Annotated in this window: 14 protein-coding genes; 12 read left to right on the plus strand and 2 right to left on the minus strand. The window is 35.8% G+C overall.

Going from position 1 to position 13,144, the window contains the following annotated elements; translation table 11 throughout:
• Positions 1–79: 79 nt before the first annotated feature.
• The 8 genes from ACZ5QH_RS08480 (at position 80) to ACZ5QH_RS08515 (ending at position 6,096) form a co-directional block, all read left to right on the plus strand.
• Positions 80–766 (plus strand): tetratricopeptide repeat protein, encoded by a 687-nt coding sequence (locus tag ACZ5QH_RS08480; protein ID WP_303577330.1) that lies wholly within the window; start codon positions 80–82, stop codon positions 764–766.
• A 29-nt stretch (positions 767–795) separates the two neighbouring features.
• Positions 796–1,221, plus strand: coding sequence for a tetratricopeptide repeat protein (locus tag ACZ5QH_RS08485; RefSeq protein WP_303577329.1), 426 nt, complete (start codon positions 796–798; stop codon positions 1,219–1,221).
• A 513-nt stretch (positions 1,222–1,734) separates the two neighbouring features.
• Positions 1,735–2,082: a hypothetical protein gene (locus ACZ5QH_RS08490; protein ID WP_303577328.1), complete on the plus strand. Its 348-nt coding sequence runs from the start codon at positions 1,735–1,737 to the stop codon at positions 2,080–2,082.
• Positions 2,083–2,342: 260 nt separating this feature from the next.
• Positions 2,343–2,786 carry a hypothetical protein gene (locus tag ACZ5QH_RS08495; RefSeq protein ID WP_303577327.1) on the plus strand — a complete coding sequence of 148 codons (444 nt, stop codon included), beginning with the start codon at positions 2,343–2,345 and terminating at the stop codon, positions 2,784–2,786.
• A 108-nt stretch (positions 2,787–2,894) separates the two neighbouring features.
• On the plus strand, positions 2,895–3,143 hold the full coding sequence (locus ACZ5QH_RS08500; protein WP_056512549.1) for a hypothetical protein: 249 nt from the start codon (positions 2,895–2,897) through the stop codon (positions 3,141–3,143).
• Between the two features lie 131 nt (positions 3,144–3,274).
• Entirely contained in the window at positions 3,275–3,730 is a 456-nt protein-coding gene (locus ACZ5QH_RS08505; RefSeq protein ID WP_303577326.1) for a hypothetical protein, read from the plus strand.
• Positions 3,731–3,813: 83 nt separating this feature from the next.
• Positions 3,814–4,482, plus strand: a complete 669-nt coding sequence (locus ACZ5QH_RS08510) for a tetratricopeptide repeat protein (protein ID WP_303577325.1) — start codon at positions 3,814–3,816, stop codon at positions 4,480–4,482.
• 429 nt (positions 4,483–4,911) lie between these two features.
• The gene (locus ACZ5QH_RS08515) at positions 4,912–6,096 is read left to right on the plus strand and encodes a TonB-dependent receptor (protein WP_303577324.1); all 1,185 of its coding nucleotides are present in this window, start codon (positions 4,912–4,914) and stop codon (positions 6,094–6,096) included.
• A gap of 112 nt (positions 6,097–6,208) precedes the next feature.
• On the opposite strand, the gene ACZ5QH_RS08520 is transcribed toward ACZ5QH_RS08515, so the two are convergent.
• Complete coding sequence (locus tag ACZ5QH_RS08520) at positions 6,209–7,042, minus strand: DMT family transporter (protein ID WP_303577323.1); 834 nt, start codon at positions 7,040–7,042, stop codon at positions 6,209–6,211.
• A gap of 75 nt (positions 7,043–7,117) precedes the next feature.
• Positions 7,118–8,098 carry a LysR family transcriptional regulator gene (locus tag ACZ5QH_RS08525; RefSeq protein ID WP_004721384.1) on the minus strand — a complete coding sequence of 327 codons (981 nt, stop codon included), beginning with the start codon at positions 8,096–8,098 and terminating at the stop codon, positions 7,118–7,120.
• 100 nt (positions 8,099–8,198) lie between these two features.
• Between ACZ5QH_RS08525 and ACZ5QH_RS08530 the strand changes: the two genes are divergently transcribed.
• From ACZ5QH_RS08530 to cntA, 4 genes are all read left to right on the plus strand, one after another.
• The gene (locus ACZ5QH_RS08530) at positions 8,199–9,311 is read left to right on the plus strand and encodes a tartrate dehydrogenase (protein ID WP_303577322.1); all 1,113 of its coding nucleotides are present in this window, start codon (positions 8,199–8,201) and stop codon (positions 9,309–9,311) included.
• A gap of 42 nt (positions 9,312–9,353) precedes the next feature.
• Entirely contained in the window at positions 9,354–11,009 is a 1,656-nt protein-coding gene (locus ACZ5QH_RS08535; RefSeq protein WP_464016792.1) for a BCCT family transporter, read from the plus strand.
• Positions 11,006–11,959 (plus strand): alpha/beta hydrolase, encoded by a 954-nt coding sequence (locus ACZ5QH_RS08540; RefSeq protein WP_303577320.1) that lies wholly within the window; start codon positions 11,006–11,008, stop codon positions 11,957–11,959. The genes ACZ5QH_RS08535 and ACZ5QH_RS08540 overlap by 4 nt, the downstream gene beginning before the upstream one ends.
• Positions 11,960–12,025: 66 nt before the next feature.
• Positions 12,026–13,141, plus strand: a complete 1,116-nt coding sequence (gene cntA, locus ACZ5QH_RS08545) for a carnitine monooxygenase subunit alpha (protein ID WP_004721375.1) — start codon at positions 12,026–12,028, stop codon at positions 13,139–13,141.
• Positions 13,142–13,144 lie beyond the last annotated feature (3 nt).

Below are 13,144 nucleotides of genomic sequence, written 5' to 3' on the forward strand. Positions count from 1 at the left end.
TAATAGGAAATTTAAGATTAGAATTTGACTAATAAAAATTTGATTTCTGTAGATGAAGAATGTTTTATATAGAGGGTTTATGAAAGTTTTTTTGTTAATACCATTTTTTTTAATATTGGGAGGTTTAAATGGATGTATAAATTCTAATACTGAATCCAATCGTTTTGATGTTATAAAAGTTCCTTGTGAAATAACCAATGCAAATGGAGTAATAGGATGTGGTAAAGTACCTATTAGCATTAATGATGAGGTAAACAAAAAGCTTTATCCAAATTGTGATATAGATTTTAATAATTTTACTGAAAATGAAAAGAAATGTTTAGAAGAAAACTATAATAGACCAGCTGATGCATATATCTTAGGGAATTTTAAATATTATGGTAAATATTTTACTAAGAATGAAAGTGAAGGATTTAAACTTATAAAATTTTCTGCAGATAATAATAATCCTGAGGCGAATGCTTGGTTAGGAGATTATTTTTCAAAAAAAGGTGATATTCAAGAGTCAATTAAATACATAAAAATAGCGGCAGATTTGGGTAGTCCTTTGGGAATGCATAATTTAGGTGCAAGGTATATTAGAGGGAGTGGTGTTGAAAAAAATACAGAGAAAGCATTATTTTTATTAAATCAATCAAAAGAATTTATTCCAGCCTCTTATTCGGAAATAGCATTACTAGATTTACAAAAAGGAGATGTTGATGGTTTTATTGAAAATAATAATATAGCAGTTGAAAAAAATATTGGTTTGCACTTGTTGATTTAGCCTCTTTATATTTAGGTGAAATGCCAAACTTGGAAGATTATCGTGATCTAAAAAAAGCTGATTTATTGGCAAACAAACTAATTGAACATGATGTGATCGTTGGTGATTTTGTCAAAGCAAAAGTTTTTCATTATCAAAATTTAAGAACTCCTGAAATTTGTAAATTATATAAAAATTCTTTTGAAAATGGGTATATGCCTGCTGGTATAAATTTAGGTGCAGAATACTTAACAGGAGGAAATTGTGATAAAAACTATAGACAAGCTTTGGATATTTTTTTAATGTTATTTAACTCTACAGATAAAGATATTAAAGTTGTTTCTGCCTCAAACATAGGATATATGTATTTAAATGGTTTAGGTGTACCAAAAAATAAAATTAAAGCTAAAGAGTTCTTGGAAATAGCTGCAAATGGAGGTTATGAGCCTGCTAAGGATATGTTAAAAGAACTATAGATCTTTTTAAATTGATTTTTAAGATCTCTTAAATAGGATAATTTAAGAGATTTTTTGAGATTGCTAGCTCATAAAAGCCATTGTAACGAAGTCTATCAAGAGAAATCGAGTCTAAAGTTAAATGAATCACAGTACAATAAATAAGAAAGTGTTTTTATATGTTTACCATAATTATTGAAGTTGTGTTGGGTCAATTTATATCTAATCTGAAAGCAGAGAATCATCCCTATTTATTTTGTTTTATAAAGGGATGTTTATTGGGGCTGATAGGTTTTTTTTAGCGGTCAGTTATAATTATTTTAATGATGATTATCTAATGCCTTTTAACGACCTAATATTTTTCCTTTTAATAACACAAGCAATAGGAGTAATAGTTTTAGTAATTTTTTTAATCGATTATTTATTTCCTGACAAGAAAGATGAGGATTTTTAAAAATAATTATTCTAATTAATGAGTCTGTGAGCTATGATACAGGTTGTAAGTTGAAGGTTTTAAATAAAACTAGAGGTGTAATGAAAAAACTGGTTGTTATAATGATTTTTTGTAAAATTTTTATTTCAGGTTGCACAATTAAAAATAATAAAAATGATCGTGTTAATTTTGAAGAATTATCTAAAGAATTATTTTCATCATATGGCTATCGATATGAAATGCACAATTCAAAAGAAACATCTGACGGGAGTAATGTATATATTTCAAAAGATAAAATGAGCAAAGAAGACTTTGAAAATGTAGTCGAAAATAAATTAATTAACAAAGGTTGGAGAAAAATACCAGCATTATTTGATGATCAATATATGTATTGTTTCGATAAAAAATGCAATAAGTATAGTTTATCCAACTCGCGTAAATTATCGTAATGAAGAAGGTAATAGTATGAGTGTGGGAGATTGGAATTTGGATAAATGGGTTATATCCTATGTATATAATGTATATGGAACCACTAATTGTAAAAAATATTTTAAATAGTGAATTAAGCACTCTCGAAGCAGAAAATGGTTTAATCTTGATGCTAAAGTTGGTGTTAAGATGGGTACAGGTTCAAGCAAATTTGATATTTCTGAAACTGAGAATGGAGTAATTCATTTCAAGTTAAAATTATTTATAAGGAAAATGCGAAATGAATTTTTTGAAATTCAGCTATATTACTATTCTCATAGTTTTAACTTCTTCATGTGTAAATAGTGAAACTACTCAGGATGCGCGATTTTTCAAGACTATCACTCATAAATATTTTAAAAATTATGATCCTGATGAATATGTTTCTATTGATAAGCCAGAAAATAAATATTCAATTGTTAAAATACAGAAATCTAAATTATCACTAGTTGAATACAATCAAGTGCATTCAAAATTGAAAAAGGATGGATGGAGGATGATTTCTAATAAAGATCATTTTTATGAGTATTGTTTAGGAGAAAAAATTTATCTCGGAGCTTTATTTCCAGAGAAAGATAAATACTATAGCTTTATTGGACATGAGGTTATGCCTTCTAGTAAAAATAGTTGGATAATCTTCCTTGATTATGGCGAGGGAAAAGTTAACGATTGTCGTAAAAAATAATCTCCTAATCGTATATTTTAATTAAGTATTCTATTGAAATATATGGTAATAATTGATAAATAGAAAAGTGAAGTTTGTTTACTAATTTTTAAATTTTAGGAAATTACAATGTTAGAATTTGTTATCACTTTGATATCAAGCTTTTTAAGGATTGAGGATAAGCCATATCTAACTTTTTTCATAAGGACTGTTACTATTAGTCTAATAACGGCATTATTTTTAATTATTTTTGAATCTAGTGGGAAAGAAATAGTGGTAAGTTTAAATTGGTTAGTTGGTTGTTCTTTATTTATTGGACTGTTAATAAGTTTTATTGCTAGGATTTGTGAGATAGGGCGAGAGAATGTTGAAAGATAAACATATAAAATTATAGATAGTGATAATGTTTTCAACCAGTGGAAAATGTTTTGATATTGCTAGAAGTGATTTTATTTCATTAGAAGAAGTTGTTAATAAAGTAAAAAATAGATTTGGTTTAGGTGATTGAAATGTTAAAATATTTATTAATAATTTTTTCTTTAGTATACATTAGTGGTTGTACAGAAGTGAAACCTGATTCAAGTCAAAATATTACAGAGAATCAGAAAGATTCTACTCATGAAATTAATATGATTTTTGGTGAAGCTAACCCTGAAAATATGACTTATTATAACTCAGCTGGTGCTGAGTATGTAATATTTAAAATTAAGCCTAAAAATATGGATTTAAAATCATTTAATAATTTAAAAATGAGTAAAATTAAGCAAAGAGTATGGATATATCTAAGGAGTGAAGGTTTTAGTCAAATTTTTTGTAGAAACCAAAGTCAATTAGAAGTGTTTATTCCTAAAAGTATTATAGGAAATTCTGAACTAGAAGATGGCGATATATTGAGACAAAATGAAATTGATTGGAATATTACACTTTATCGGCCTAAGAAAATTAAAACAGCATATAGCCTCTAAATTACTTTATAAAGTAACAAATTCTATGAGCCAATGAATGAACCTGTACGTATAATAAAGATATAAACATTAGGACAACGATAATGCTAAAGAAAACGCTCTTTATATTGTTAAGCAGTACAATTTTTTCAGTACATGCAACTCCTGATTTTTTAAGCTATAAAAATTGCAGTCCGCTAAATTTAAGTGATGCAAATTTTAGTCTTTCATCGAAAGATGTCTTTCCTGAATATTCATACATCACTAAAAATTATAACTTTTTGACGTTACCGATTTCAGATCAAGATCAACGCTACTGTTTAATTATCAATAATAAAAATAAAGTGATTGTCGATGCTATTCCAACAATGTTAAGTGATATGTGTGCTGGAAAGTGGGATAAGCAAAAAGATCTACCTATTTGGGAGGCTGATGTAGGTGGGGGAAGAGGCGCAGTTGTTTATATGAATTATTCAACAAGCCAAAATTTAAAAAAAATGAAAAAGTCTGAAAGATTAGAAATAGATGAAATAATCAAAAGTATAAATTGCCAATTGCCTGTATATAGCAAAAATGATATTCAAGAGCTTAATGATTCTGCATTTTATTTATATAAATTAGGTTATTACAATGAATCTTTAAGCATTTTAAACTATGTTATAAAGCTAGATCCAAGTAGAGCAGTAGCTTACTTAAATATAGCCGATATATATGTTGCACAAAAAATGAAGCTCACGCAAGGAAAAACTACGCTCTATATTATGCAGAGATGAAAAAATTAGGTCTTTTAAGCAAAGTGCCAAATAGAATTAAAAAATACTTATAGTTAGGTTTTTTAGAGAAGATTTTTCTCTAATTATTTTATATCCATTAGGAAAATTCGCAAAGACTCCGGCAGGTATTCCATTAAGCTATGATGACATTAATTTCTGGCAGATTTCTGTTTATAACAGTACATCAAAGTTAGCTGCATGTAATCAAAATTCAAACGATTTTATTGATTTTAAGACGCTTTGATTTGAATCGTTGCCATAAGTTTGGTTTTTCAATAAAACCTAAAAATCACAGCTTTTTACCCCCTTATCGTGATTGAATCAATCCGCATTAAACACAGTCTGTAAATTCCGACTTTATAGTTTGCCCATTGTTTGTTGTACATAAATTCTTCATTTTTATATGAGGTTAAACAAGGATGTACAACAATGAAGAAGTTATTTCTATTTATAGGTTCAATGGGGCTTTTGGTCAGCATGCCTAGTTTTGCAGCAGATTTAAGTATAGGTGACCCTAAAACAGAATCAGGTGAACTTAAACTTTCTGGCGCAATCCGTACCCGATATATGTACAAAGATTATATCGTTGAGGCAAATGAAGGTTCTAAAAACAAGGATTGGCAGCTTGCAGATATTAAAACAGTATTGAGTTATGAAAATCCAAATTGGATTGCCTCATTAGATCTACGCTGTTACCAATACAGCCGTTTATGTGATGGATTATTTCTAAAAGATGCTTGGGCTGGATATAAAATTTCAGACCAACAACGCTTTACCGTGGGCTTTCAATCAGTTGATTTTGGATTTGGTCGACTGTGGGGTAACAGCTATTATGAAACCTTGCTAAATACGGTGGGCTTAGAAGATATTCAAAATCTAGGTGCGAAGTATCAGTTTAAAAATGATCAATACAATTTTATTTTAGGTTTTTACCCAACAGATGGTGGTAATTATACAGGAACGTCTAAAGACGCCAGCCGCTATAGTGGTAACTTTGTTCAAGCCGATGATTTAAGCCAAGGCACAGATATCGATGAAAAAAATATGTGGGTGACTCGCTTATCTAAAAAATTTGAGTTGGACCCAGCACAAAAGTTTTCAACTGAGATTGGTGGTTCATTCTGGTACTCAGATCTGGAAAATAATCGCACGCAGCAAGATGGTCACCGAAGTACATGGAGTGTATTTAGTACAACCAATTATCAAGCATGGCAATGGCTTTTCCTTGCAGGTGAACAGAACATTAAAAATGCCGATAATCTTCTGCCAAATAGCTCAACCATCGGGGCATTTGATTATCCCTACCAAGTGGCCAATAAAGGCAAATTTATGGCCAATGAAATTAATTACACTTTGGCTCAACCCTTTTATCAGTTGGAAAATATTAAACCTTATCTGTCCTATAGCCGTTTCTTTAAAGATCAAAAGAGCTATCAAGATTCAGATCGTTTAATAGCTGGGGTGTATTTTAATTATAAAGCAGTAGGGATTCAGGGCGAATATATTTGGAGTCGTAATGATCCAATGACAGGCGGCAGTGCCAACGGTCTTGCACAAGGCGACAGTAATCAGTGGAATAAATTATTTTACTTATCACTGGGTTATTACTTCTAAAATTAACATTGAAGATCAACCAGTCTATTTAAAATAGGCTGGTTCTTTCAGTTCTGCCTACGCCAGCAACTCTTAGGAATAGATGGTACTTAGGAATAATCGGCTGTTAGGGTTAGGCAGCTCTTAGGACCAATGCCCCGATTAAAATAATACATGACGAGACAATACGTATAACATTAACTTGTTCTTTAAGAATAAAAATCGAAATTAGCGTAGCAAATAAAATCGAGGTTTCACGCAGTGCGGCAACAATAGCAACTGGTGCAAGTGTCATCGCCCACAATGCGAGTCCATAAGAGAAAAATGAGCCAATCCCACCAATTAAACCGAAATGCCAATTATGACGAAAATAATTACCCATCTGGTGATATTGCATTTTCAAGGCAAACATAAAAAAGATCAGACCCGAGAGCACAAAGCTCCATAAGATATAAGAAATGGGTGATCCTGAGAGACGAATTCCATGACCATCCACCAAGGTATAGCCAGCAATTAAAACTGCATTGAGCAAGGCTAAACCAATTCCTTTTCGTCCTGTTTGAGAGGTTGCGAAGATCATGGATAAAATGCCGATGGAAATGGTAATGATCCCAAGCCAAGCATTGAATTCTAGTGTTTCATGCAGCAAGAATGTCCCTAAAACTGCCACAATAAGCGGTGCAGTACCACGCATCAGAGGATAGCTTAGTCCCATGTCCGCGACGCGATAAATTTTGGCAACCATACCAAAATAGAGAATCTGTATTCCCGTTGAGGCTAAAATATAAGACCAGCTAGCGCGATGTGGTATCGGGAAAAAGGGCAGTAGTAGCGCTGCTAAAACTGCTGCTGATGCAGTCACCAATACAGTGGTTAAAAATTTATTTGAGCCTGCTTTGACAATAGCATTCCATGTGGCGTGAAATGCCGCTGCGATTAAAATAAGGCCAAATATTGCCGTGTTCATATGCTGCCTGCATGTTCATGATTGAATTAATGTGCATGATGTTGTTAAAAAAAGAAAGCAGGCAGCTGATCTCGATTATAAAAATACCTTTTCAGCATGTTGTGTTACCGATTCTACCGGTTGAATCAGTTGTCCACGTGATAGGTTCTGAACATGCTGCAATCGATTCTGTAATTCATTTTGGATAAACAGGATACAGGTCTGTAATTTAGATGAGCTTTTTAAACGTGACGGGTAGACTGCCCATACATCGGCATCTTGCCAGTATTCAGGCAAAATATGCTGTAACTGACCGCTAATCAACTCATCTGCAACATCCCAAATTGAACGTAAGATAATGCCATGACCTTCGACTGCCAATTGGTGAATAATTTCACCATTATTGGAAATAAAACGTGGGGTGACATGTACCGACATATCTTCTGAAGCGTGGCGTAATTTCCATAATACTGAGGATTGATCACGTTCACTGATGGTTAAGCAATCATGACTACGCAAATCGTCTAAACTTTCAGGCATTCCATTTTTTAGTAAATAGCTTGGTGCAGCACAAAAAATTCGGAAATTAGAAACCATTTTTTTGGCAATCATATTGGGTGCAATTTCATTACCAATCCGAATATCTAGATCAATACTGTGTTGAATTAAATCTTTCGTATTATCAATTGTATCAAACTGAATTTCTAATTTTGGATACATGGTCAGCAGTTTAGACAGGATCGGTGCAACATGTTTCCGTCCAAAACCAAAGCTACTGACAATATCCAGATGGCCTGTGGGGGTACTTAATGGGTTATTGACCAACTCACTGATTTCATCAAATTCATCCAAAATATGAGCGACTCGCTCCAAAATCAGTTTGCCATCTTCAGTCAAACTGACATGACGGGTACTGCGATGAAACAATTTACAGTTTAAATTGTTTTCTAAAATATTGATGCGCTTACTAATAAACGCAGGCGAAACACCCAGTTCCTCAGCAGAATCAACAAAACTTTTACGTTTTGCGACTGTGCAAAAAACCTTTAAATCCGATAGGTTAGGTAGATTATTCACGATCCGTGTCCATTGGGGTGATAGTTTTATTATTGATCATTTTTGCTGAAAATAGCATGTTTACAGCTAAGGATATTAACCAAAGGTGTAAGGGAGCGTTATGGCAAAAAAGTATAAAGTTGCGACGATTGCAGGCGATGGAATCGGGTTAGAAGTTCTACCAGAAGGGATCAAGGTTGTAAAGGCAGCTGCAGACAAATATGGCATAGCGCTACAGTTCGATGCGTTTGAGTGGGCAAGTTGTGATTACTATCTTGAACACGGAAAAATGATGCCGGATAACTGGTTTGAAATTTTACAGCAATACGATGCGATTTTCTTTGGTGCAGTGGGTTGGCCTGAAAAAGTGCCAGATCATATTTCTCTTTGGGGGTCATTGCTACAGTTCCGTCGTCGTTTTGACCAATATGTGAATTTACGTCCAGTACGTTTAATGCCAGGGGTGAAATGCCCACTTGCAGGTAAAAAACCAGGGGATATTGATTTCTACGTGGTACGTGAAAATAGCGAAGGTGAATATTCTGCGATTGGTGGTAAGGCTTTTGAAGGTACTGAGCGTGAGTTTGTTTTACAAGAAGCTGTGTTTACCCGTCATGGTGTAGACCGCATTTTGAAATATGCTTTTGAGTTTGCCAATCAACGCGATGCTAAAAAAGTTACCGCTGCAACCAAATCAAATGGTATTGCAGTCAGTATGCCGTACTGGGATGAACGTGTTGATGAGATGGCAAAACAATATCCGCAAATCAAGGCAGACAAACAGCATGTCGATATTTTGGCCGCTCGTTTTGTGTTACAGCCTGAACGTTTTGATGTCGTGGTTGCTTCAAACTTATTTGGTGATATTTTGTCGGATTTGGGACCTGCATGTACAGGAACGATTGGTTTAGCTGCTTCTGCAAACTTAAATCCAGAACGTAATTTCCCATCGTTGTTTGAACCTGTACATGGTTCTGCACCCGATATTTATGGTCAAAACATTGCCAATCCAATTGCTGCAATCTGGTCTGGCGCAATGATGTTAGATTTCTTGGCAGATGGCGACGAACAAGTGGTTCAAGCAGGTCAAGAGATTATGCAGGCAATTGAACATGTATTGTTACATGGCCCAAAAACACCAGATGTGGGTGGAACAGCCAAAACGGACGATGTTGGTGATGCGATAGCAGCATTTGTAACACATCAAAAAATGGACTTATTCGCGATGGAGTAATCGCCCTTAGGGAATAAACAATCAGGATCCAAGATGGATTGAATGGATATGGATAATCAAAATACAAAACTTTATACAGATAAGACACTTGCAATAACCAGTCTTGCCGTTGTGTTTATTTCGGTGGCTGGTTTGGCAATTTACTCGACTGAATCTATACAGCTTGCTGCTCAATGGATGAAGTGGACAACATCTGTTTTTACTACACCAGTGCTTTTATTTGCATTTTTATCAATTATTTTTACCTTTGCTTTGGCGTTCAGTAAGTATGGAAAAATCAAGTTAGGTGAAGGCAAACCGCAATACAGTACTATGTCATGGATTTTCATGTTCATTTTATCGGGTATTGGTTCTTCAACCTTATATTGGGGCTTCTTAGACTGGGCTTATTATTATCAAACACCGGGTTTAAATTTAACTCCTGAATCTGCGGAAGCACTGAAATATAGCGTTGCTTACTCATTCTTTCATTCGGGATTGAGTGCTTGGTCGATCTATGCGCTGGCTTCAATTTCACTATGTTATAGCTACCACGTCAGAAAAAATAAAGGCTTAAGTTTGGCGTCAATGATTGAAGCGGTCACTGGTTTTAAGGCAACTGGACCTGTTGGGTGCCTTGTCGATCTGATGTTCTTGTTGTGTATGTTCGGTGCTTTAACAATTTCTTTGGTGCTGACTGCGGTAACTTTTACCAATATTTTGTCGCAGCTGACAGGTATCCCCAATACCTTTATGACCAAAGTGGTGATTATTTTTGCAGTATCGATTTTATTCGCCCTGAGTTCTTATGTGGGGATGGATAAGGGCATGCAACGTCTCAGCCATATGGTGTGTTTAGGTGTGGTGTTGTTTGCGATTTATGTGCTGTGCTTTGGGCCGACCCAATTCATTATGAATAACTCGCTGATGAGCTTTGGCTTAATGGCAACCAATTTTGTCGATATGAGTTTATTTACCGACCCAATGGGCGATGGAAAGTTCACCCGTGAATGGACCGTATTTTATTGGTTATGGTGGATTTCTTATGCACCGGGTGTGGCGTTATTTGTAACGCGTGTTTCAAAGGGACGTACCATCAAAGAAGTGATTCTTGCCATGGTCATCGGTGGTAGCGTTGGTTTATGGTTCATCTTTGGGGTGTTTGAAAACTACAGTGTCTATAACTTTATTCACGGTATGGTCAATGTGCCACAAGTTTTAAGCCAACAAGGTGGTGAAGTTGCGATTAGCCAACTGCTTGGTTTATTGCCTGCTGGCAAGCTGATGATGTGGATTTTCCTTGGGATTATGGTGATTTTTCTTGCAGCACATATGGATGCTGTGGGCTATGCAGTGTCGGCAACTTGTACCCGTGGTTTACGTGAGGGGCAAGACCCATCACCAAATGCCCGTTTGTTCTGGTGTGTGATGTTAACTCTTGTTTCGATTGCGATGATTTTCTCTAAAGCGCCTTTGGACACCATGAAGACCGCGACCATTGTGACTGCCTTGCCATTCATTGTGATTATTTTGATACAGACCTATGGCTTGGTGAAATGGTTGATTGAGGATTATTCAAAGGTTCCATCCCATCTGATAGAGCAAATGAGTTTTAGTGAGTTGGAATCTTTAGATCAAACAGATGCAAATAAACATATGCACATTGATGTTGCAATTGAACCCACTGCGGATAAAACCAGTCAAAAGGAATTGTCATGACACAACAACCGAGCATGCACTATAGATTGAGTGAAGAAATGCAAAGTCTGGTGTATTGGAGCAGCATTTATTCACCGGCGGATAATGATATCGATTCTATTCGGGCTGCGTATGATGCGATGTGCTTACATTACACCTTACCACGTGATGGTACGGTCAATATTGAAGATAAAACTGTGCCGCAGCTCAATCATCCAGTCAATGTTCGGTTGTATTCACCATTGGGTGAAGCACCAGCGACAGGTTGGCCATGTATTTTATATCTTCATGGTGGTGGTTGGATGGTGGGAAATCTTGATTCACATGAGTTTATCACTCGCTATTTATGTCGTGATTTAAATGTTGCTGTGCTGAGTGTGGATTATCGCTTAACACCAGAACACCATTTTCCAGCTGCATATGAAGACTGTGAAACGGTATATCACTGGCTCTATCAACATGGCCTGCAATGGAAGATTAATCCAAATCAAATAGTTTTGATGGGGGACAGTGCGGGCGGTAATTTAGCGGCTGCACTTGCAGTGCAATTACAACATACAGGGGCTCAAGCCTGTGGTCTTGCAATGATTTATCCATGTTTGAGTAGTGGTTTTGATACGGCATCCTGTCAGCAGCAAGCAGATGCACCGTTACTGTCGCTAGCGGATATGCATGATTACTTGCAAGCCTATGCGCCAAATACAAGCGACTGGCAGGACGTACGTTTATCACCACTGTTGGCACAGGATTTTTCCGATATGCCCTGTAGTTTTATTGCCGTCGCTGAGTATGACCCTCTCAGTGATGATGGGCGTATTTTTGCTGACAAGTTAAAACAGGCCAATATTGCAACCGAATTTTATCTCGGTAAAGGATTACTACATGGCAGTTTACGGTTAGTACGTGACTGTCCTGTGGTGCAAGATTTATATCAGCGCATGCTGAGTTCGTTAAAGCCAATGTTCAATTGATTTGAACATCAGCCAATTTTAAACAAACGGTCGTTAGGACAAAAAAGAGTTTAATGGAGTAAAAACATGAATGCAGTTGAAAAATTACCAGAAGATTTCTGTTCAAACCCAGACGTTGCTTGGACATTTCCCAAAGTGTTCTATACATCTTCTCAGGTTTTTGAGCGTGAAAAAGAAGAAATTTTTGCAAAAAGCTGGATTTGCGTTGCACACGGCAGTGAAGTGGCACAGGCCAATGACTATATTACCCGTAAGGTCATTGGTGAAAATATTATTGTGATTCGCGGTAAAGACAGCGTATTACGGGCTTTTTATAATGTCTGTCCGCATCGTGGGCATGAGTTGTTAAGTGGCAGTGGTAAAGCGAAGAATGTGATTACCTGTCCTTATCATGCATGGACATTTAAGCTAGACGGAAGTTTGGCGCTGGCACGTAACTGTGATCATGTTGAATCCTTTGATAAACAAAACTCAAGTATGGTGCCTGTAAAAGTTGAAGAGTATGCCGGTTTTATCTTTATCAATATGGATGAAAATGCCACTTGTGTTGAAGATCAATTGCCTGAGTTTGCACAAAAGCTCAATGAAACTTGTGCGGTGATCAAAGATTTAAAACTTGCAGCACGCTTTGTGACGGAAACACCAGCGAACTGGAAAGTGATTGTAGATAACTATATGGAATGTTATCACTGCGGGCCTGCGCATCCAGGCTTTGCTGATTCTGTTCAGGTGGATAAATATTGGCATACCACACATCAAAACTGGACCTTGCAATATGGATATGCACGTTCTTCAGAAAAATCATTCAAGCTGGATCCATCGGTACAAGATCCAACCTTTAGTGGTTTTTGGACATGGCCTTGCACCATGTTTAATGTGCCACCAGGCGGTAATTTTATGACCGTGATCTATGAATTTCCTGTAGATGCTGAAACGACATTACAACATTATGATATTTACTTTACCAATGAAGAACTGACTCAAGACCAAAAAGATTTGATTGAATGGTATCGTAATGTCTTCCGCCCAGAAGATTTAAATCTGGTTGAAAGTGTGCAACGTGGCTTAAAGTCACGTGGTTATCGCGGTCAAGGGCGAATCATGACGGATAAGCAACGTTCGGGGATTAGTGAACACGGCATTGCTTATTTCCAAAACCTCGTTGCGCAATATCACAAATAATCA

The organism is Acinetobacter sp. Ac8, assembly GCF_055392545.1.